General features: G+C 70.7%; 18 protein-coding genes. 10 read left to right on the top strand and 8 right to left on the bottom strand.

Features of this window, described 5'->3' with window-relative positions; translation table 11 throughout:
• Nucleotides 1-6 precede the first annotated feature (6 nt).
• Together EV380_RS10725 and EV380_RS10720 are read left to right on the top strand one after the other, a co-directional pair.
• A complete protein-coding gene (locus EV380_RS10725) occupies nt 7-663 on the top strand; it encodes a CoA-transferase (protein WP_130451132.1) in 657 nt (218 codons plus the stop codon).
• A 19-nt stretch (nt 664-682) separates the two neighbouring features.
• A complete protein-coding gene (locus EV380_RS10720; protein WP_130451131.1) occupies nt 683-1,540 on the top strand; it encodes an IclR family transcriptional regulator domain-containing protein in 858 nt (285 codons plus the stop codon).
• Here EV380_RS10720 and EV380_RS10715 read toward each other — a convergent pair.
• Nucleotides 1,537-2,544: an LLM class flavin-dependent oxidoreductase gene (locus EV380_RS10715; RefSeq protein WP_102157269.1), complete on the bottom strand. Its 1,008-nt coding sequence runs from the start codon at nt 2,542-2,544 to the stop codon at nt 1,537-1,539. The two genes, EV380_RS10720 and EV380_RS10715, sit on opposite strands and share 4 nt — an antisense overlap.
• A gap of 82 nt (nt 2,545-2,626) precedes the next feature.
• Between EV380_RS10715 and EV380_RS10710 the strand changes: the two genes are divergently transcribed.
• Entirely contained in the window at nt 2,627-2,923 is a 297-nt protein-coding gene (locus EV380_RS10710; RefSeq protein ID WP_130451130.1) for an antibiotic biosynthesis monooxygenase family protein, read from the top strand.
• Between the two features lie 101 nt (nt 2,924-3,024).
• Here the strand turns inward: EV380_RS10710 and cspE are convergent, their stop codons facing one another.
• The 3 genes from cspE to nirD form a co-directional block, all read right to left on the bottom strand.
• Complete coding sequence (gene cspE / locus EV380_RS10705; protein WP_102157271.1) at nt 3,025-3,228, bottom strand: transcription antiterminator/RNA stability regulator CspE; 204 nt, start codon at nt 3,226-3,228, stop codon at nt 3,025-3,027.
• A 366-nt stretch (nt 3,229-3,594) separates the two neighbouring features.
• On the bottom strand, nt 3,595-4,374 hold the full coding sequence (locus tag EV380_RS10700; RefSeq protein WP_130451129.1) for a sirohydrochlorin chelatase: 780 nt from the start codon (nt 4,372-4,374) through the stop codon (nt 3,595-3,597).
• A gap of 17 nt (nt 4,375-4,391) precedes the next feature.
• Nucleotides 4,392-4,760: a nitrite reductase small subunit NirD gene (gene nirD / locus EV380_RS10695; RefSeq protein ID WP_130451128.1), complete on the bottom strand. Its 369-nt coding sequence runs from the start codon at nt 4,758-4,760 to the stop codon at nt 4,392-4,394.
• A 360-nt stretch (nt 4,761-5,120) separates the two neighbouring features.
• Between nirD and nirB the strand changes: the two genes are divergently transcribed.
• From nirB to EV380_RS10680, 3 genes are all read left to right on the top strand, one after another.
• A complete protein-coding gene (gene nirB / locus EV380_RS10690) occupies nt 5,121-7,817 on the top strand; it encodes a nitrite reductase large subunit NirB (protein ID WP_130451127.1) in 2,697 nt (898 codons plus the stop codon).
• Nucleotides 7,814-8,872, top strand: a complete 1,059-nt coding sequence (gene cobA / locus EV380_RS10685; RefSeq protein WP_130451126.1) for a uroporphyrinogen-III C-methyltransferase — start codon at nt 7,814-7,816, stop codon at nt 8,870-8,872. The genes nirB and cobA overlap by 4 nt, the downstream gene beginning before the upstream one ends.
• Before the next feature lie 92 nt (nt 8,873-8,964).
• Nucleotides 8,965-10,074 (top strand): uroporphyrinogen-III synthase, encoded by a 1,110-nt coding sequence (locus tag EV380_RS10680; RefSeq protein WP_130452193.1) that lies wholly within the window; start codon nt 8,965-8,967, stop codon nt 10,072-10,074.
• A 48-nt stretch (nt 10,075-10,122) separates the two neighbouring features.
• Here the strand turns inward: EV380_RS10680 and EV380_RS10675 are convergent, their stop codons facing one another.
• A complete protein-coding gene (locus tag EV380_RS10675) occupies nt 10,123-10,422 on the bottom strand; it encodes a pore-forming ESAT-6 family protein (RefSeq protein WP_242607583.1) in 300 nt (99 codons plus the stop codon).
• 15 nt (nt 10,423-10,437) lie between these two features.
• Nucleotides 10,438-10,857: a WXG100 family type VII secretion target gene (locus tag EV380_RS10670; RefSeq protein WP_308409768.1), complete on the bottom strand. Its 420-nt coding sequence runs from the start codon at nt 10,855-10,857 to the stop codon at nt 10,438-10,440.
• Nucleotides 10,858-11,147: 290 nt separating this feature from the next.
• Between EV380_RS10670 and EV380_RS10665 the strand changes: the two genes are divergently transcribed.
• The 4 genes from EV380_RS10665 to eccCa are packed head-to-tail and all read left to right on the top strand — an operon-like array spanning nt 11,148 to nt 17,832.
• Nucleotides 11,148-11,414, top strand: a complete 267-nt coding sequence (locus EV380_RS10665) for a hypothetical protein (protein WP_180967213.1) — start codon at nt 11,148-11,150, stop codon at nt 11,412-11,414.
• A complete protein-coding gene (locus tag EV380_RS10660) occupies nt 11,411-12,724 on the top strand; it encodes an EsaB/YukD family protein (protein ID WP_130451125.1) in 1,314 nt (437 codons plus the stop codon). The genes EV380_RS10665 and EV380_RS10660 overlap by 4 nt, the downstream gene beginning before the upstream one ends.
• 9 nt (nt 12,725-12,733) lie before the next feature.
• The gene (locus tag EV380_RS10655; RefSeq protein ID WP_130451124.1) at nt 12,734-13,819 is read left to right on the top strand and encodes a hypothetical protein; all 1,086 of its coding nucleotides are present in this window, start codon (nt 12,734-12,736) and stop codon (nt 13,817-13,819) included.
• Nucleotides 13,816-17,832, top strand: a complete 4,017-nt coding sequence (gene eccCa / locus EV380_RS10650) for a type VII secretion protein EccCa (protein WP_207219393.1) — start codon at nt 13,816-13,818, stop codon at nt 17,830-17,832. The genes EV380_RS10655 and eccCa overlap by 4 nt, the downstream gene beginning before the upstream one ends.
• A 7-nt stretch (nt 17,833-17,839) precedes the next feature.
• Here eccCa and EV380_RS10645 read toward each other — a convergent pair whose 3' ends face one another.
• A complete protein-coding gene (locus EV380_RS10645) occupies nt 17,840-18,367 on the bottom strand; it encodes a DUF1697 domain-containing protein (protein ID WP_130451123.1) in 528 nt (175 codons plus the stop codon).
• Nucleotides 18,368-18,399: 32 nt separating this feature from the next.
• Nucleotides 18,400-19,941: an MFS transporter gene (locus EV380_RS10640; RefSeq protein ID WP_102157279.1), complete on the bottom strand. Its 1,542-nt coding sequence runs from the start codon at nt 19,939-19,941 to the stop codon at nt 18,400-18,402.
• Between the last annotated feature and the right edge of the window lie 118 nt (nt 19,942-20,059).

Below are 20,059 nucleotides of genomic sequence, written 5' to 3'. Positions count from 1 at the left end.
CCGGACATGACGACATTCACCACCACCGAGGCACACCTGAGCCGCGACGAGATGGCGCGCATGGTCGCTGCCGACATCCCCGCCGGCGCGTTCGCGAATCTGGGCATCGGCCAGCCGACCAACGTCTCCAACCACCTCACGCCCGAACAGGGGGTCACCCTGCACACGGAGAACGGCATGCTCGGGATGGGCCCGGCCGCGGTCGGGCAGGAGATCGACGGCGACCTCATCAACGCGGGCAAGGTCCCCGTCACCGAGCTCGCCGGGGCCAGCTACTTCCACCACGCCGACTCGTTCGCGATGATGCGCGGCGGGCACCTGGACGTGTGCGTGCTCGGCGCGTTCCAGGTCTCCGCCGCCGGCGACCTCGCCAACTGGCACACGGGCGCCGCGGACGCGATCCCGGCCGTCGGCGGCGCCATGGACCTGGCCACCGGCGCCAAGGCCACGTGGGTCATGATGAACCTGTTCGCGAAGTCGGGTGAGCCCAAGCTCGTCGAGGCGCTTACCTACCCGGCGACCGGCCTGGGCTGCGTGTCCCGCATCTACACCGAGCAAGCCGTCTTCCTGCTCGACGGCGGCCGCGTCACGGTCCGCTCGACCCACGGCACGAGTTTCGAGGAGCTCGCCGCCCGCGTCCCGATCGGGCTCACGCGCGCCTGATTCGGTAGCCTGAAGTCCCATGACCGAGTCAGCGAACACCGGTGCGCCGGCAGCGGCGGGCGAGAGTCCGTCGTCGTACTACGTCCAGTCCCTCGAGCGCGGCCTCGAGGTGATCCGCGCGTTCGACGCCGAGCACCCCTCCATGACGCTCACCGACGTCGCGCGGGTGACGGGCCTGACGCGCGCGACGGCCCGCCGGTTCCTGCTGACCCTGACCGACCTCGGCTACGTGCGCACCGACGGAAAACACTTCGAGCTGACGGCGCGCGTGCTGCGTCTCGGCTACGCGTTCGTCTCCAGCCACGACCTGCCGCAGCTGGCCGAGCCCGTGCTCGAGGAGCTCTCGGGGGCGGTCGGGGAGTCCGCATCGGCGTCCGTGCTCGACGGCGACCAGGTGGTCTACATCGCGCGCGTGCACACCCGCCGCATCATGCGCGTGGGCATCTCCGTGGGCACCCGGTTCCCCGCGTACGCCACGAGCATGGGCCGGGTGCTGCTCGCCTTCTCCGCTGAGCCGCGTGGCAGCACGGGCGGTCCCGGAGGGGAGTACGACGTCGTGGCGCGCCTGAGCGCCGGCGGCGAACTGGCCGCGCTGACCCAGAAGACGATCACCGAGCCGGAGGCGCTGCGGGCCGAGCTGGCGCGGGTGCGCGACCAGGGCTGGTGCCTGGTCGACCAGGAGCTCGAGCGCGGGCTGAGCTCGCTGGCTGTGCCGGTCCGCGGGCCTGACGGGACGGTGGTCGCCGCGCTCAACGTGTCGATGAGCGTCGGCGGGCCGGGGGCCGAGGCCTCCGCTGAGGAGCGGGCAGTGGACCTGCTCCCGCACCTGCAGGCCGCGGCCGCGCAGGTCGAGGAGGCGCTGGCCCTGCGGCGCTAGACTGCCGCGACGCCCACGGCCGCGGCCGTGATGCGCAGAGAGTTCAGCCGGGCGTCCGCCTCGATCGGCGATTGCACGGTGATCAGTTCGTCGGCGCCGGCGGTCTCAGCGAAGCGCGTCAGGTAGTCGCCGACGGCGTCCGCGTTCCCGACAGCCGTGTACTTGAGCATCTTCAGGACCTGCTCGCCGCCCGGGGAGTCCATGACCATGTCCAGCTCTTCCTCGGTGAACGGCTCGGCGCGGTTGCGCCCCAGGAACTTCTGCACGCGGTCGCGGCGCACGGCTTCCATCATCTCTTGCGCTTCGGCGTTGGTGTCGGCCGCGACGACGCCGACGCCCGCGATCACGTAGGGCTCCGAGAGCTGGGCGGAGGGCTGGAAGTTCTCCCGGTACACTCGCACGGCCTGCTGCAGGGAATCCGGGGCGAAGTGCGACGCAAACGAGTACGGCAAGCCGAGCTGGGCGGCCAGCTGAGCGCCGAAGAGGCTCGATCCCAGGATGTACAGGGGGACGCCGGTCCCGTAACCGGGGTAGGCGTTCACGCCCCGGATGCGCGACTCCGTGCCGAAGTAGGCCTGAAGTTCCAGGACGTCGTGCGGGAAGGACTCGGCCGAGGCGGGGTCGCGGCGCAAGGCCTGGAAGGTGAGCTGGTCGCTGCCGGGCGCCCGGCCGAGGCCGAGGTCGATGCGATCCCCGTAGAGCGTTGCGAGCGTGCCGAACTGTTCCGCGATGACCAGCGGGGAGTGGTTCGGCAGCATGATGCCGCCGGCCCCGAGTCGGATGGTCGAGGTTTTGGACGCCACGTGCCCGATCAGCACGCTCGTCGCGCTCGAGGCGATCGAGGGCATGTTGTGGTGTTCTGCGTACCAGACGCGGCGGTAGCCGAGCTCCTCGGCCGCCTGCGCGAGGGCAACGGATTCGGCGAAGGAGGCCGCGACGTCGCCGGGGGCGGAAGCGGAGCTGGAGCGAATGGGGGCCAGATCAAGGACAGATAGTGTTGGCATCACTCTGGTGCCAACCGCCCGGCGCCCGACTTCATTCCCGGAGTTGCCCTATTCCGGGACGAATCCCGATGAGAGGCTGGTCATGTCCATCACCGAGCACGCTGTACTGCCCGTGGTTCCGGGCCGTGAGGTCGAGTTCGAAGCGGCGTTCGCCGAAGCTCGTCCGATCATCTCGTCGATGCCGGGATGCCTCGAGGTACGCCTCCTGCGCTGCTTCGAGGAGCCCTCGAAGTACCTGTTGCTGGTCGAGTGGGAGAGCATCGAACATCACACGGAAGGTTTTCGCGGATCGGACGGGTACGGGCGGTGGAAGCAGCTGTTGCACCGCTTCTACGAGCCGTTCCCGCTCGTCGAGCACTTCGGCGAAGTCAGGGGTTAAACGCGTCAGGCGCCCCACCAGCTGGTGGGGCGCCTGAGCAGCCGGCGCGGACGGATCCGCGTTCTCGGCGAAAGCTAAACGAGGGCCGTGAGGCCGTTCACTTAGACCGGGCGGATGTTCTCCGCCTGCAGGCCCTTCTGGCCCTGGGTGACGTCGAACTCGACGCGCTGACCCTCGTCCAGCGAACGGAAGCCGTTCGACTGGATGGCCGAGTAGTGAGCGAACACGTCGGCGGAGCCGTCCTCAGGAGCGATGAAGCCGAAGCCCTTTTCCGGGTTGAACCACTTGACAGTACCTGTTGCCATGATTTTTTGTCCTTTCAAGACATTGCACGCGAGACAAAGCACGCTGGTGCGCGGGTTGTGTGACCGCAAGGTGCGCGGCCTACGCGTAGCTGTGCGGGAAGTTCACCGCGAATTACAACGGTCAAGCCTGCAAAGGACATGGCACTGCAAATACTGCGTGAAAAACTACGACTACTACAAGTGCAACAGTACGCGATAAATCCCGAGGAATATACCCCCTAGGACGAATCGGTTCGTTTTTCTTTGCTCCGACCCCTCGCAGCAGGCCCGACCGGGGGTGCTCCGGACGCGAAAAAGCGGCGTCGGACCGCCCTTCCGGACGGCCCGACGCCGTGTCGATTGCTGCCGCAGACGCTACGGCGCGGGCTACGGCTGGTCGTACCGTTCCAGGACGATCTCAACCAGCTCATTGGGGACGGGCAGCCCGGGGACCAGCAGCGGCTGGGCGACGACGTCGGCGTCGGAGCCGGCGACGCGGGCCGCGAAGTGGCCGGGCGCCATGAGGAATGTCGAGACGACGACGCGGCCGGCGCGCCGGCGCGGCGAGAACCAGCCGCGCTGCTTTCGTTCCTGGGCCCGGGCGACGGCGGTTTCGACGGAGGGTTCGGCGGCCGAGACGAACGCGGCCTCGACCTTGGCGCCGATTGTCTGGGAGAGCAGCTTGGCCATCGTGTGGCAATCGGCGACGCCCTGGGCATCGGTGGACCCGGCGCAGGCCATGATGACCTGGTCTCCCTTGCGCAACCCGGCCTCCTTCAAGCGCAGGGCGAGAACGTCGGCAAGGCGCGCATCGGGACCGAGCGCCCGGGACACCGTCGTCCCCTGGGCCCCGGCGGCGGCCTCGGCGAGGTCGTGTCGGGTGTGGTAGCCGGTCGAGAGCAGCAGCGGGACGATGCGCGGGCGCAGCCCGGCGCTGGAGAGCACCGCCGGGACGTCCGGGGTCTGCACGTCCACGAAGGCCTCGGCGACACGCAGACCGGGGCGGGCGGCGTCGACGGCCTGGACCAGGGCGCGGATGGCACGCTGGCCGACCGGGCTGCCCGTGCCGTGCGAGGCGGCGACCAGCGTGCCGGCCTCGACGGGCGGGATCCATCCGGTCCAGGCGTCGTTCGACGCCGGCGAATGGTTGGCGTCGGTTCGCGACATCAGTGCGGCTCCCATCGTTATCCCAGTCCGACCATGACGCGGGCGGACTCGACGCGTACAGGGTAGACCAGCAGGTCGACGTCGTCCGCGTTCAGGCACTCGCCCGTGTCCAGTCGGTAGACCTCTTTGTGCAGCGGGCTGGCGATCGTCTTGACGAGTTCCCCGTCGATGTTTCGGCTGCCCATGATGCCGCGAGACATTACCTGAGCGCCGGTCCCCGGGCACTTCTGCGTTACGGCGAACAACGCGTCGTCCGCGAAACGCAGCAGGGCGATCTGCTGGCCGTCGATCCAGGCGGCCTCGCCCCAGCCGGGCTTCAGGTCATCCAGCCAGCAGGCCTCGACCCAGGTGGTCACGTTTGTTGCTTCGTCGATCAGAGTCGTCATGGTCCGCTCCTCATGTGTTTGCGGTGGCGTGATTCGTTCGGGTTCGGCATCAGCCTAGGGAGCGCGTGTTACAGGTGTGGAGCGGAACCAATATCGCTGCGGTAAATCGCGCCTCACAGGCCGACGGACCGGAGCGTGAGGCGGAGCAGCCCCGAGATTCCGGGCGAGTTGGCATGTTTCGACGGGGTTTCGCGGTGCTCACCGGCGCGGCAGGGGCAGGAAAAAAAGATGTTTCCCCGGCGTGACACCACGGACACTGCAGGGCAAATCCCGCTCCCTAGGTTTGGGGGCAGAGAAACAGCAGGCGCACCGGCTCGCCAGGCCGCGCCGCACCACGAACCCCAACCAAGCGAGGCAACCATGAGCAACGCCACCACCACGGGCACCCGCCGGATCGTCGTCGTCGGAGGCGGCCCCGCGGCGCACCGATTCACCGATGCCATGTCCGCTCGCGGTCTGGCCGGCTCGCACGTGACCGTGCTGACCGAGGAGTCGCACGTACCCTACGACCGAGTGGCCCTGTCCAAGGCGCTCACGGATACCGGCGTCGACCTGACGTTCGACAAGGATCTGTGGGAGAACGAGGGCATCGAGTTGGTGCGTGACGCCCGCGTCGTCGACCTGGATCTGGAGACCAAGGAAGCCGTCACGGCCGACGGCCGCCGCTTCGCCTACGACGAGTTGGTCCTCGCGACCGGTTCCAACGCCGCGACGCTGCCGATCCCGGGCAACGAGCACACGCACGTGTATCGGTACCTCGAAGACGTCTGGGCCATCAACCAGCAGATCGAAGAGCTCACCGAAAAGTACGGACGCACGATCAACGCCGTCACCATCGGCGGCGGCCTGCTCGGCCTCGAGGCCGCGGCAGGCGTGAAGTCCCTCGGCGCCAACCCGATCGTGATCGACGGCGGCAAGTGGCTCATGGGAACGCAGCTCGACGAGGGCGCCGGGCAGGCGATGGGCCGGCTCATCGCCGAGAAGGGCCTCGAGGTCCACGGCGGCGTCTTCCCGTCCAAGGTCCTCACCACCGAGGTCGACGGCGAGGAGCGCGTGACCGGCGTCGAGATGGCCGACGGGCGCATCATCGACGCCGACATGGTCATCGTCTCGATCGGCGTGCGTCCCCGTGACGAGCTGATCCGCACCATCAACCAGAGCGCCAAGGCGATCGCCGCACAGGCCGCGGGCAAACCGGTCGACGAGCTCGAGGGCACCGACCAGGAGCCGGCCGGCGACTACTCGCCCGTGTTTCGGATGGGGCCGCGCGGCGGCGTCGTCATCGACGAGACGTGCGCGACCGACGTCGAGAACGTCTGGGCCGTCGGCGAGGTCGCCAACTTCGGCGGCTTCTGCATCGGCCTCGTCGCCCCCGCCAACACGATGGCCGAGATCGTCGCCGACCGCCTCTCCGGCGGGGAGGCCACGTTCGAGGGGTTCGACACCGCGACCAAGCTCAAGCTCTCCGGCGTCGACGTCGCGAGTTTTGGCGACGCGTTCGCCAAGGCCGAGGGCGCCCTCGAGGTCGTCTATGCGGACCCGGCCCGCGGCGTCTACCAGAAGCTCGTCGTCAGCGACGACGCGAAGACGCTGCTCGGCGGCATCTTCGTCGGCGACGCCGCCCCCTACACCTCGCTGCGCCCGCTGCTCGGCCGCGAACTGCCCGGCGAGCCCGGCGCTTACCTGTCGGCGGCCGGCGGCGGCGACGCCCCGGACACCGAGCTGCCCGACGACGCGACCCTCTGCTCGTGCAACAACGTCACGGCCGGGGCCATCCGCGACACCGTCGGCGGCTGCGGCACGTGCGAGGGGCAGGATCCGGTTCAGGACCTGGCCGGAGTCAAGGGCTGCACCAAGGCCGGCACGTCCTGCGGCTCGTGTGTGCCGATGCTCAAGAAGCTCATCGAGAAGGAGCTGGCCAAGAGCGGCGTCGAGGTCTCCAAGGCCATCTGCGAGCACATCTCGTTCTCCCGCGCCGAGCTCTTCGAGGCGATCCGCCTGGCCGACCTGCACTCCTTCGAGGCCGTCATGGAGCGCTTCGGCACCGGCCTCGGCTGCGACATCTGCAAGCCCGCCATCGCGAACATCCTCGCCTCCCAGCACAACGCCCACCCGCTCGACGGCGACCTCGGCGGCCTCCAGGACACCAACGACCGCGCACTGGCGAACATGCAGAAGGACGGCACCTACTCGGTCGTCCCGCGCATCCCCGGCGGTGAGATCACCCCGGAGAAGCTCGGCGTGATCGCGAACGTCGCCCAGAAGTACGGGCTCTACACGAAGCTCACCGGTGGCCTGCGCATCGACATGTTCGGCGCGCGACTCGAGCAGTTGCCGGATATTTGGAAGGAGCTCGTCGAGGCGGGATTCGAATCCGGTCAGGCCTACGGCAAGTCCCTGCGCACGGTCAAGGGCTGCGTCGGCTCCTCCTGGTGCCGCTACGGCGTGCAGGACTCGGTCAAGATGGCCATCGATCTGGAACTGCGCTACCGCGGCCTGCGTTCGCCGCACAAGCTCAAGATGGGTGTCTCCGGTTGCGCCCGCGAATGCGCGGAGGCGAAAGGCAAGGACGTCGGCGTCATCGCGACGGAAGCCGGCTGGAACCTGTACGTCGGCGGCAACGGCGGCGCGAACCCGGCCCACGCCAAGCTGCTGGCCAAGGACCTCGACGACAAGACCCTGCTGAAGTACATCGACCGCTTCTTCATGTATTACATCCGAACCGCCGATCGCCTGCAGCGCACGGCACACTGGATGGATGACCTGGATGGCGGCATCGAGCACGTGTACTCCGTGGTGGTCGAGGATTCCCTCGGTCTCGGCGAGGAGCTGGAAGCTGCCATGAATCGCCACGTGGAGGGCTACGAGGATGAGTGGGCGGCCACGCTGAAGGATCCGGAGCGCCTGCGCCGCTTCCGTTCCTTCGTGAACGCACCCGACCAGAAGGACGAGTCCCTCGCCTATGTCGAGGAACGCGGTCAGAAGCGTCCGGCCGGCCCGGTCCCGCTCGGGGCCTCGATCCCGGTCGGCGCCCCCGCCGGCGGTGCGGCGTCATGACCGCGAACGCGCCGTTCATCGGAACGACGCAGCTCTCGGGCCACGTCGTGGTGGTGTGCGGCACCCAGCGCGCCGCGCGCCGCGCGGTCGCGCGCTACCGCAGCCTCGGCGCGGCGGTGACGACCGCCGTCGTGCCCTCGGAGATGGCCGCGCTCAGCCCCGCATTGTCCCGTGCCAGCCTCATCGTCGCGGTCGACGACGGCAATCCCGGCTGGGACTTCCTGCCCGCGTTGGCGCGCGAACGGCGCGTCATGCTGGTGCAGGAGGAGGCGGCGCCCGAGCACGGCACCGTGACCCTCGTTGGCGGCGGACCCGGCGAGGCCGACCTGCTGACCGTGGCCGGCCGCAAGGCGCTGGCCCAGGCTGACGTCGTCTACTACGACCGGCTGGGCCCGGTCGGCATCGTCGGCGAGCTGGCACCCGGTGCCGAACTGATCGACGTCGGCAAGACGCCCGGCCACCACAAGGTGCCGCAAGGGCGGATCCAGGACATGATGGTCGCTTCCGCGCTGGAGGGGAAGTCCGTGGTCCGGCTCAAGGGCGGGGATCCGTTCGTGTTCGGGCGGGGCGGCGAGGAGGTCGATGCCTGTGTCGCGGCCGGCCTGCCCGTGACCGCGATCCCGGGCATCACGAGCTCGATCTCCGTGCCCGGCACGGTGGGCATCCCGGTCACGCATCGCGGTGTCGCGAAGATGTTCACCGTCGCCTCCGGGCACCAGCCGTTCAGCGACGACGAGCTGGAGCACCTGGCCGGCCTCGGCGGGACGATCGTGGTGCTCATGGGGGTGGCCACGCTGCCGCAGACCGTCGCGGGCCTGATCCGCAACGGCCTGGATCCCAAGACCCCGGCGGCCGTCATCGAGCGCGGGTACACCGACACGCAGCGCTCGACCGTGGCGGCGCTGGATAAGCTGGTCATGGCGGCGGCCGAAGCCAAGTGCGCTTCGCCCGCGGTGGTTGTCATCGGCGACGTGGTCGCCGTCGGAAATGATTGGAAAGAACTGGTCGCGCACGTGGGTGCGGCGGCCGGTTCGAGGGAGGACTCGCGCGCGTGACGGACAAGAGCGAACAGGCCGGCCAGGCCGCAGGGGGCAGCCCCGGCGCGGACGGTTCGGCCTGCAGCCCGGCCAAGCCCGACGACGCGGCCATTCCCGAGACGGCCGGCGGGTCCCTGACCGGATTCCGGATCGGCGTGACGAGCGACCGGCGTTCGGCCGACCTGATCGACGCGCTCGAACGGCGAGGGGCCGAGGTCCTGCACGCACCTGTCCTGAAGATCGCCCCCATCGCCGAGGATGCCGAGCTCGTCAGGGAGACCCGGGAACTGATCGCCGCCCGGCCGGACTACCTTCTGGTGACGACGGCCTACGGCATGCGTCGCTGGGTCGAATCGGCGGACGCCCACGGTCAGGGCGAGGCTCTGACCGAGGTCCTCGAGAATGCGTCGATCTACGTGCGCGGACCGAAGGCCCGGGGCGCCGTGCGCGCCGCCGGCTTCACCGACGACGGCATCAGCGAGGACGAGCGCACGTCCACGCTGGTGGACTCCGTCTTGGAGACCGGCGTGGACGGATGCACCGTCGCGATCCAGATGCACGGCCACGCCGATCTCGACGACATCGCCCGGCTCGAGGCCGCTGGCGCCACCGTCATCACCGTCTCGCCCTACCGTTGGGTCGTTCCCGAGGGCAGTGCGGAGAAGGTCGAGAAGCTGATCGACGCCGTCGTGAGCGGCGGCCTCGACGTCGTCACCTTCACCGCCGCTCCCGCGGTCGACGCGCTGTGGAGCGCGGCGCACGAGCGGGGCCGCTACTGGGAGCTGGTGCAGGCGTTCCAGACCAACGTCGTCGCCGCGACCGTCGGCCCGGTGACCGCGCAGCCGCTGCAGGACGTCGGTATCGATCCGCTGGTCCCGGAGCGCTTCCGAATGGGCGCGATGATCCGGCAGATCGTCGAGTACCTCTCCGATCGCGGGACGCAGCGCTGCACGACGGCGTTCGGCGAGCTGAGCATCCGCGGCAGCCAGGTCACGCTGGGGAAGGAGAGCGCGGAACTCGGGCCCTCCCAGCTGGCGCTCTTCCGGGCGATCGCCGACGCAGAGGGGGCTGTGCTCTCCCGCGCCGACCTGATCGAAATCCTGCCCGAAGGGCAGGGCGATCACGCGCTGGACATGGCGGTCAGCCGGCTGCGCCAGTCGCTGCCGAATGCGAAGCTCGTGGCCACGGTGATCAAGCGCGGCTACCGGCTCAACGTCTGAGGCGCGCCGCTGCCGTCGACCGCGCTGGACGTCCGTCGAGAAGCGGAGTCAGCCGATGTTGGAGATCGCGCTGCGCGTCCGGGCCTGGGTGGAGGTCGCTGTCTCGTCGTTGGTCTCAAGGGTCGAGCGGACGAGCGCGATGATGTTCTTGACCTCGGCTGACGCGTTGCGCCAGCGGGTTTCGACCGCCTGGTACTCGGCGTCCGCGCCGTCCATCTGGAAGTCGCTCATGGCTGCGCTGACCTGCTGGTCGCGCTCGCTCATGAGGGACTCGAGGCGGCTGACGATCTGGCTGATGTCGGACTGCACCTGCGAGGAGGCGCCGGTATCGAAGGAAATGCGATCCATGGACATGGGGTCTCCCTAGCGGTTGATGGTGACGTTGCCCGGCAGTGTCTGCGCGGGCTCCGAGGGGTTGAGGACGGTGGCTGAGGAGGCACCGGAGCCATCGCCGCCGCCGGCGAAGCGCGCAGCGTCGAAGTTCGCCGCGCCCTGGTTGCGGCTGGCGTTGTCAGCGGCCTCCTGATCGCCGGTCTGGGTGGCGATGTTCATGGCCTGCTGGCCCTCGGCGATCTTGGCCAGCGACTGGTTCAGGTCGGCGGAGATCTCGTCGGCGCGGGCCTTGAAGTTGTCGAAGGCCGCCCGTCCAGCGCCGTTGAACTTGCCCTGCAAGGGGGCGACTGCGTCCACCAGCTGACGGACCAACGAGCCGAGCTCGTCGTTGGATCCGGCCGTCTGCTGATTCAGCGTCGACAGCGTCGACGCTCCCATATCAAACTTCATAACCGCCACTCCTTGTATTGGCTTCAAGATCGGATGACCAGCTCTCGTCAAGGGGCTTGACGAACCCTGATGGGCACGACGCTATCAGCCGCGAAAGGCCCGCATCACCCGATGCTGTCAACCTGTGGATAACTTCGAAGGGCTTCGGTTCGGCATGACAATATGGGAGTGTCGCCGCCGCTGACGTGCCCCGTCACAGCGCATTGGTCGATGGGCACGGAAGATCGAACGGCGGTACGAACTGATGACAAAGCACTCTCCGAGAGCGCTTCCCGGCCGAGAGGAAGTCCGTGGCCTTCGATTACGACCAGCAGATTCTGGAGTCGGTGTCGGTCCGGCGCGACCGCCTGCTCAAGTCCCTGCTCTTCGGCGCCGAGCGCACCCGCCGCACCTACAGTGACGGGGCGAAACTCCTGCTGATCGGCATCGTCATCGCGGCCATCGTCTGCGCCGGCTGCATCGGCTACTCCTTCGTCGTGGACCTCTTCGCCCAGCAGCAGAACCGGAACGGGCTGGCTCTGCCGGCGGCCGGCCTCGCCCTCGGTGGCCTCGCATGAGCGCCGGCTACACGCGCGTCACGATCGCCACCTCCACCTCCAACATCGAGACGCTCCTGCCGTCCGACCAGGAGCTCGGCGCGCTGATGCCCGACATCCTGCGCATCGCCGGCGCCGCGCCCGGAGCGGGCGGACCGCGCGAACTCACGCTGACGCCCGTGGGCGCGGCCAGCCTCGCCCCGCAGGTGACGCTGTCCGCCGCGGGAATCCGCGACGGCGCCGTCCTCCGGCTCGACCGCCGCGACGAGGCCGTGCCGAACCCGGTCGTCTACGACCTCGCCGAGGAGACGGAGCACTTCGCCGCAGACTCGCCCGATCGATGGACCTTCGAGGCGTCCCGCCTGGTCAGCACGGCCGTCGTCGCCGTTCTCGGGATCGCGGCCCTGATCCTGGCGACCGGGGCCGCGGAGCCGTCGGCACAGCTCGCCGGGGGCGTCACCCTGGCGGCTCTCGCCCTGCTCGGCGTCCCCGTCGTCCCGCGCGGGCGGCTCGCCTGCGACGTCGAACTCCTCGCGCTGAGCGCCGGCGCGATCGTCGCGATCTACGCCCTCGCCCCCGTTTCCTCTCCGTGGGCCGCGTGGCTCGCGCCGGCCTGGACCGCGCTCGCCCTGATCGCGTGGCAGGCGGGGCGCCGCAGTCCGGGCGGCGCGCTCGTCACGTCGGCAACCGCCGTCGTCCTGGGCGTCCTCTGGGCGGGCGGGCTGCAGATCTGGCCCGAGCCCGGAGCCGCGACCGCGGTCGCGGGCGTCGGCACCGCGTTCCTGCTTGGGTTCGCTCCGCGCCTGGCTCTCGGGCTCTCCGGCATGAATGCCCTGCACGACGCCGTCGCCCGCGGTGAACGCCCGGGCGTCGCCCGCGCGCGCCGCGCCTACCGCGACGCCCACCAGGGGCTCGTCGGGGCCGTGGTGCTGTGCGCGTTTTCGCTCGCGGCGGCGTCGCACGGAATGCTCACGCGTGACGTCAACGGGTGGGGGATCGCGCTCGCGGTCCTCCTCATCGTCGTGACCGGGCTGCGCGCCCGCAATCTTCCGCTGGCCCTCGAACGGGCCGTGCTGCTCGGCGCGGCGGCCTTCGGCACGGCGGTTCTCGCGTACTGGATGCGCGACGCGGTGCCGGTGTGGCTGCTCGGCGTCGCCCTGCTCGCGTTCGCCCTCCTGCCGCTCGTGCTGCGCCCACTCGAGGTGCCCGAGCACGTCGCGGCCAGCCTGCGCCTGAACGCCCGCCGCGCCGAGGCCATCGCCACGGTCGCCCTGCTGCCCGTGCTGCTGGGGGTCTTCGACCTCTACCCGCAGCTCGCCGAGATGTTCTAGGCGGTGCCCATGAATGAGGACCAGACTCCCCGGCGCTCCCCGGAACAGCGCTTCCCCGGCGGCTGGACGCCCGCCGCGCCGCCGCGAGCCCGTTCGCAGCAGCCGGCCGCGGCACCCGCGCCGGAACCTTCGGAACCACGTCACGTTCCACGGTCGCGGCCGCAGCACGACGCGTACGACGACGATCTGATCGACCTGCCCGAAGCCCTGCGCGGCCGGGCGAGGCGCCACGGCGACCCGCTCTGGCTGCGCCTGCTGCAGACCCTGCGCCGCGCGGCCGGGTCCGACTCGTTCCCCGGCGACTTCGCGAACGCGCTCGACGCCTGCCAGCGCCCCGTCACGACCGGCCGGCGCATCGGCGTCGTGGGGGCGACCGGCGGAGCCGGAACCTCGACGCTCGTCGCCGCGCTCGCCCTGCTCCTGGCCGACGTGCGCGCCGACCACATCGCCGCCGTCGACACCGTCGGCCGGCCGAGCGGGCTGCTCCCGCGGCTACCTGCCCAAGCGCCGGCCGGCGGTCTGGCGGCCCTGACGGGCCTCGCAGGGCGGACCGGCGACATCGGGCTGCACGAGCTGCGCGCCCACGCCGCGACCCTGCCCACGAACCTGCACCGGCTCACCCTCGACGAGCGCGACCACGCGCTCACGGCCCTCGAACGCCAGGGTCTCTACCAGGGGCTCAGCCGGACCTGCGCGGTCTCCCTCGTCGAACTCGACGCCCACGCCGACGTGCAGCATCTGCACGCGCTGATCGTCGCGGTCCCGGCCGCGCCCGGGGCGGCCGGCGCCGCCGCGAGCCTGCTGGCCAGGGTCCGCGCGGCCCGCCCCGGACTGCCGGTGCTGCCCGTCGTCGTCAACGCGCACGGCTGCCCGGCCGCCGACGTCCGCCTCGCCGAGGCGGGCCTCGACGAGCAGCTCGCCGCACGCGGCCGGCGCAGGACGACGCCGGCGCACAACCTCGACTACGACCGGCACCTCGCCGCCGGCCTCGCCATCGACCTGCGCCTCGTGGGCGAGGAGCGCCGCCTGCAGGTCGCCGCGCTCGCCGCCAACGCCCTTTACGCCGCGAGCGGCGAACCGGGGGGTCACGCGTGAACCCGGCCCCAGACGAGAAGCCAGCGGACGGCGTCGTGCTGGTGCACCGTCCAGCGCGGACCACGAGTCCGGCGCGCGAGGCCGAGGCGTCTCTCGTGCAGCGGCCGCCGCACGTCGGCGACGCGGCCGGCTCGGGCACCGGATTCCTCGGGCTCATCCCGCTGCTCGGCGCGGCCGGGTCGATGACCGTGATGATGCTCTTCCGCGGCTCCCCGTTCGCGGCTGTCGGCGCCCTGATGATGATCGTGACGGTCACGGGCGCCGTCGTCATGTTGTTCTCCCAGCGCGGCAAGGCCGGCCGGCAGCGCCGCCACCAGCGCGACCGCTACCTCGAGTACCTCGAGGAGCGCCGGCACGACTTCCTCGCCGAGGAGCGCGCGCACCGGCGCCAGGCCCAGGCGAGCGACCCGGCCCCGGCCGCGCTGCACGAGGTGATCTGCGACCCGCACCGGTTGTGGGAGCGGAGGCGCCACCACCAGGACTTCCTGCGGGTCCGGCTCGGGACGGGCACGACGCCGGCCCGCGAGCTCAAGCTCGAGGGGGAGACCGGGCAGGGTGAGCGGCCCGACCCGCACATGCAGCAGGAGATGCAGTCCCTGCTGCGCCGGTTCGCGACCGCCCCGGACATGCCCGTCACGCTCGGGCTTGCCGCGCACCACACGGTCTCCGTTGTCGGCGACGAGGAGTTCGGGCACCACGTGGTGCGCAACCTGCTGCTCTCCGCCACCGCCCTGCACAGCCCCGAAGACCTGCAGGTCGCCGCAGCACTGCCGCCCCGGTACCGCCCCGGCTGGGAGTGGCTGAACTGGCTGCCGCACGTGCTCGACCAGTCCCGCCCCACCGACCACGGCCCGCTGAACCGGCTCGCGCCGACGCGCGAGCAGCTGCGCGACCTGCTCGACGACGCGATCCGCGAGCGCTACCAGCGCTTCACCGCGGCGCGGAAGAACTTCCTCGTCGGGCAGCGCACCCAGGTGCAGCCGCGGCTCGTCGTCGTCGACCTCGAACACACCGGGCGCGCCGGCAACCTCGCCCTGCCGGACGCGAGCCTGACCTCCGACGACCTGGCCATCACCTCCGTGCACCTCGTCGCCCGCCAGCAGGACGAGCCCGACGAGGTCTCGCTGCGCATCGTCCAGACCGCGGAGGGGTTCCGCCTCGAGGACTACTCGGCCGACCCGCTCGAGCCCGCCACCTGCGAGGGCGTGCTCGCGCCCTCCGACGCGGCGACGGCGGCCGGCCTCGCGCGCATGCTGGCGCCCCTGAGGCTCTCTCCGGATTCGCGCGAGTACGACGACGGCGCCGACGCCGGCCGCTTCACGGCCCACCTCGGTCTCGACGACTTCACGGCGGCCGACGTCGAGCGGCTCTGGGCCCCGCGGGAGAACCCCGACTTCCTCAAGGTGCCAATCGGCGTCGACGACCGCTCCCGCCCCGTGCACGTGGACCTGAAGGAATCCGCCCAGCACGGCATGGGCCCGCACGGGCTGTGTGTCGGGGCGACGGGTTCGGGCAAGTCCGAGCTGTTGCGCACGCTCGTGCTCGGCCTCGCCGTCACCCACCCGCCCGAGCTGCTGAACATGGTCCTCGTCGACTACAAGGGCGGCGCGACGTTCGCGCCCTTCGCCGGGATGCCGCACGTCGCCGGCATCATCACCAACCTCTCCGACGAGGCTTCACTCGTGGACCGCATCTACGCGAGCCTCGAGGGTGAGGTGCTGCGCCGGCAGCAGGTGCTCAAAGATGCCGGCAACATCGCCAACATCACGGACTACCAGCTGCACCGGGCCGAGCGCGGCGACGAGCTTGACCCGCTGCCGCACCTCTTCGTCGTGATCGACGAGTTCGGCGAGCTGCTGGCCGCGCAGCCTGACTTCATCGACCTGTTCATGTCGATCGGCCGCATCGGCCGCTCGATCGGCGTGCACCTGCTGCTCTCCTCGCAGCGCATCGAGGCCGGCAAGCTGCGCGGCCTCGAGACGCACCTGTCCTACCGGCTCGGGCTGCGCACGCTTTCCGAGGGGGAGTCGCGGACCGTGCTCGAGACCCCGGACGCGTTCCATTTGCCGCCCCTGCCGGGCTACGGCTACCTCAAGGTCGACACGACGACGTACTCGCGGTTCAAGGCCGGCTACGTCTCCGGCCCGCTCGCCGCCGAGACCGAGGAGCCGCAGCAGCGTGATCGCACCGCCCGCCTGCCGGTGCTGGCCGAGGCGTTCTACGCCGAAGACGCCGCACGGCAGAACACGGCCGCGCCGGAGCCCGACGCCGACGCGGATGCCGCCTCCGGCACCCGGCGCACCACCGGCGCCACGGTCATGTCGACGCTCGTCGAGGTGATCCGCGGGTTCGACCGGGTCACCGACGAGATCTGGCTGCCGCCGCTGCCCGACGCGGTCGCGCTCGACGTCGCGGCCGGCAACGCTGGAGGGGTGCCCGCCCGCAGCCGACAGCTGCGCGTTCAGATCGGCCTGCTCGACGATCCCGCCCGCCAGTGGCAGGGAGCGTGGAACCTGGACCTCACCCGTTCCGGCGGCAACGCGATCCTCCTCGGCGGCCCGTCGACCGGCAAGTCGACGGCGCTGCGCACGATCGGACTCTCGCTCGCCGCGACCCACACGGTGCGTGAGGTCGCCCTGTTCGGCATCGACCTCAAGGGCTCGGCCCTGCTGCCACTGGCCGAGCTGCCGCACGCGGCGGGCATGGCCGGGCGCACGTCGCGGGAGGCGCTGCGCCGCACGGTCGAGGAAGTGCACGACCTGATCGCCGAGCGCGAGCGCCTCTTCGAGGTGCGCGGAGTGGACAGCCTCGCCACGATGCGGCGGATGCACGCCGCCGGCGAGCTCGAGGAGCTGGACGTGGCCGACGTCGTGCTGCTAATCGACGGCTGGGGCGCCCTGGCCGAGGAGTACGAGGAACTGCAGGACATGGTGAACTCGATCCTGCGCCGCGGCGGCGGGTACGGGGTGCACGTCGTCGCGACGGGGAACCGGTGGAACGAGGTGCGCATCGCGCAGCAGTCGTTCTTCGGCACCCGGATCGAGCTGCGGCTCTCGGACCCCTCCGAGTCCGGCCACGGCCGCAAGAGCGCCGAACGCCTGCCGAACGACCGGCCCGGCCGCGGCATCAATCACGACGGACTCATCGGACAAATCGCCCTGCCGCGCCTGGACGCGGCGGCCGAGCCCGACACCGGCAACGAGGGACTGCGCGCCGCCGCCGCCCGCGTCGCGGAGCGCCAGCCCGAGCGCAGCCCGCGCCGGGTGCGGATGCTGCCGACCGTCGTCGCGCCCGACGCTCTGCCGGCTCCCGCGCGCAGCGGGCTGCTTCGCTTCGGCCTGAACGAGCGCGACCTGGGGCCGAAGCTCCTGGACTTCGACGGCAGCGAGCGGAACCTGCTGGTGCTCGGCGACGAGCAGAGCGGGAAGACCTCGCTGCTGCGCCACCTGATGACCGAGCTCGCCGCGCAGTACAGCAAAGACGAGCTCGTCTTCGCGGTCTTCGACCCGCGGCGCGGCCTGAAGAACGTCGTCGACCCGGACCGGGTCGGCGGGCAGGCGACGTCCGCCGTGCTCGCCCAGCAGCTGACCGCCGCGATCGTGGGGGAGCTGCGCAAACGCATCCCGGAGAATCCGCTCGCTGCCGGCGAGGACGAGGGGTTCGAGGGCCCGCGGATCGTGCTCGTCGTGGACGACGACGACGTGCTCGCCTCCAGCGGAGCCAGCCCGCTGACCCCGTTCGCCGAGTACCTGGCGATGGGTGCCGAGATCGGGCTGCACGCGATCGTCGCCCGCAAGGTGCGCGGTGCCTCGCGCGGGTTGTTCACCCCGTTCGTCTCCGCGCTGCGCGACGCCGGCGGGGCGACGTTCATCATGGACGGCGATCGCTCCGAGGGCCCGCTCGTGAGCGGGGTCCGCGCCCGCCGCCAGCCTCCCGGGCGCGGCCTCTTCCTGCACGCCGGCCGCCAGCCTGCGACGATCCAGGCGGTGCACGTCCCGGCCGCGGACGGCTAGCGGCGGTTCAGCGGGTGAGCAGCTTGTCGAGCGTGTTGATGTTGCGCGTCGTGCTGTGCTCCTTGAACCGGGCCCGGTTCAGCGCCTTCGCTATCGGGTTCTCGAGCGAGCTGCCCTTCGGCGTCTGCCAGAAGAGGACGTCGCCGGCGCCCGAGACACGGTCGGCGCCGGCGGCCTCGGTGAGGACCTCGTCCACCGTCTGCGCGCTGGAGGCGAACGTGACGTACGTGTGGAGGTCGGCGCCGTCGTGCTGCTCCTGCCGCCCGAACGGGCAGGCCGCCAGCAACGAGCGGATCTCCGGGACGGTCTTGACGAAGACGCGGGCGTCAAATCCGAAGCGGTCGGACACGGCCGCGGCGAACCGGGAGGCGACCTGCTCGCGCGGGGCGTCCGCGGTGAGCAGGACGTTGCCGGTGGCCAGCACCGTGCGGACGTTCGCGAAGCCGGCCCCGGCCACGCACTCGGCGAGGTCGGCCATCGCCAGGCGGCGGCCGGAGACGTTGATCCCGCGCAGGAACACGGCGTAGTCGCTCATGCGACCAGTGTGCCCCACGCGGCACCCCCGCGTCAGCCGCGCTGCGGGGACATCCGCAGCGCGCGGTGGATCACGACGGCGGCGGCCAGTGCCAGCGCCGCACCGATCCCGGCCGTGAGCATCACGCCGGAATCGAAGGCGGACGCCGCATTCTCGAGCAGCTCCGCGGCCTGGGAGGCCGGCAGCGACTCGGCAACCTCGTGGGCGCCGCCGAGGGTCTTCGACGCATCCGCCTCCTGGCCCGCGCTCATCCCGCCTGGCAGGATGAGCCCGCGCGTATAGGCGGCGTTGAGCAGGCTGCCGAGGACGGCCGTGCCGAGGACAGCGCCGGTCTCGTAGGCCGTCTCGGAGATGGCCGAGGCCGCTCCGGCCTTCTCCGGTGGGACCGCCGAGAGCGCCAGGTCGTTCGAGAGCGTCTCCGCCAGACCGACGCCTGCGCTGAGCACGCAGAAGGACGCCATGAGCAGCAGCACCGAGCCCGACTCGCCGACGAAGAAGACCATCGTGTAGGCAGCCGCGTTGAGCAGCAGGCCGACCACCATCAGGGTGGAGACGCGGAACCGCTTGGCGAGGTTCGCGGCCAGCAGGCCGGACGCGATCGCCAGGCTCAGGCCCGGGATCATCATGAGGCCGGCCTCCAGAGGCGAATAGCCGGCGACGAGCTGGACGTGCTGGGTGAGGAAGTAGATGAAGCCGACCAGCGCGAACACGCTGAGCAGGTTGACGGTCAGCGCGCCGGAGAACATCGGGTTCTTGAACAGGCGCACGTCGAGCATCGGCTCGGTGCCCGGCCGCGCGGCGCGGGCCAGCTGGCGGCGCACGAAGACGACGCCGGAGGCGATGCCGAGGGCGATGGCGACCGCGGGAACCACCAGCCCGTCGCCCTTCGCGAGCACCTTGATGCCGAAGACGAGCGGCGTCAGGGCGGCGACGACCAGGACGATGCTCAGTGGATCGATCGGGCCCGGGTTCGGGTCCTTCGACTCGGGCACGAGCGCCGGGCCCGCGATGAGGATCGGCAGGAGCATGGGAACGGCGAGCAGGAAGATGGAGCCCCACCAGAAGTGCTCGAGCAGCCAGCCGCCGAGGACCGGGCCGAGCACCGCGCCGCCGGAGAAGCCGGAGGCCCAGATCGCGATCGCGCGCCGGCGCTCATGCACGTCGGTGAAGATGTTCCGGATCAGCGACAGGGTCGCCGGCATGAGCATCGAGCCGAACAGGCCCAGCAGGGCGCGGGCGGCAATCAGCAGCTGGGCGTTGGGTGCGAAGGCGGCGAGGGCGGAGACCGCGGCGAAGCCGATGGAGCCGATCAGCAGCAGGCGCTTGCGCCCGATCCGGTCACCCAGGCTGCCCATCGGCACGAGCAGGCCGGCCAGAACCAGCGGATAGATGTCGATGATCCAGAGCAGTTCGTCCGAGTCCGGAGCGAGCGCTCGCGAGAGTGCGGGCACGGCGAAGCTCAGCACGGTGTTGTCGATCGAGATCAGCAGCACCGGGAACATGAGTACCGCCAGAGCGAGCCAGCGGCGCGTGCCGGAGAGCTCGGTGTGGGTGGCGGCGGTCTGCACAGACATGACACGTCCTTGGTAGGAGTTTGGAGGGCGGGGAACTCCGCCACACACTTAACTGTACCGTCTGGACGGTTTAATGCAAGGGGGTGTGCGTGAGGTCACCGGGAGGCGGGGCACCGGC

This window comes from Zhihengliuella halotolerans, from assembly GCF_004217565.1.
GTDB lineage: Bacteria > Actinomycetota > Actinomycetes > Actinomycetales > Micrococcaceae > Zhihengliuella > Zhihengliuella halotolerans.
The sequence above is the reverse complement of the archived record's forward strand: the minus strand, read 5'-3'. Positions and strand labels throughout refer to the sequence as shown.

Bases quoted from the DNA above. Each gene is read 5' to 3' on its own strand.
- nirB (WP_130451127.1), top strand. From the start codon at position 5,121: ATGAGCAACGCCACCACCACGGGCACCCGCCGGATCGTCGTCGTCGGA.
- EV380_RS10655 (WP_130451124.1), top strand. From the start codon at position 12,734: ATGAATGAGGACCAGACTCCCCGGCGCTCCCCGGAACAGCGCTTCCCC.
- EV380_RS10675 (WP_242607583.1), bottom strand. From the start codon at position 10,422: ATGGATCGCATTTCCTTCGATACCGGCGCCTCCTCGCAGGTGCAGTCC.
- cobA (WP_130451126.1), top strand. From the start codon at position 7,814: ATGACCGCGAACGCGCCGTTCATCGGAACGACGCAGCTCTCGGGCCAC.
- EV380_RS10670 (WP_308409768.1), bottom strand. From the start codon at position 10,857: ATGAAGTTTGATATGGGAGCGTCGACGCTGTCGACGCTGAATCAGCAG.
- EV380_RS10700 (WP_130451129.1), bottom strand. From the start codon at position 4,374: ATGTCGCGAACCGACGCCAACCATTCGCCGGCGTCGAACGACGCCTGG.
- EV380_RS10725 (WP_130451132.1), top strand. From the start codon at position 7: ATGACGACATTCACCACCACCGAGGCACACCTGAGCCGCGACGAGATG.
- EV380_RS10640 (WP_102157279.1), bottom strand. From the start codon at position 19,941: ATGTCTGTGCAGACCGCCGCCACCCACACCGAGCTCTCCGGCACGCGC.
- EV380_RS10660 (WP_130451125.1), top strand. From the start codon at position 11,411: ATGAGCGCCGGCTACACGCGCGTCACGATCGCCACCTCCACCTCCAAC.
- EV380_RS10720 (WP_130451131.1), top strand. From the start codon at position 683: ATGACCGAGTCAGCGAACACCGGTGCGCCGGCAGCGGCGGGCGAGAGT.
- nirD (WP_130451128.1), bottom strand. From the start codon at position 4,760: ATGACGACTCTGATCGACGAAGCAACAAACGTGACCACCTGGGTCGAG.
- cspE (WP_102157271.1), bottom strand. From the start codon at position 3,228: ATGGCAACAGGTACTGTCAAGTGGTTCAACCCGGAAAAGGGCTTCGGC.
- EV380_RS10645 (WP_130451123.1), bottom strand. From the start codon at position 18,367: ATGAGCGACTACGCCGTGTTCCTGCGCGGGATCAACGTCTCCGGCCGC.
- EV380_RS10710 (WP_130451130.1), top strand. From the start codon at position 2,627: ATGTCCATCACCGAGCACGCTGTACTGCCCGTGGTTCCGGGCCGTGAG.
- EV380_RS10715 (WP_102157269.1), bottom strand. From the start codon at position 2,544: ATGCCAACACTATCTGTCCTTGATCTGGCCCCCATTCGCTCCAGCTCC.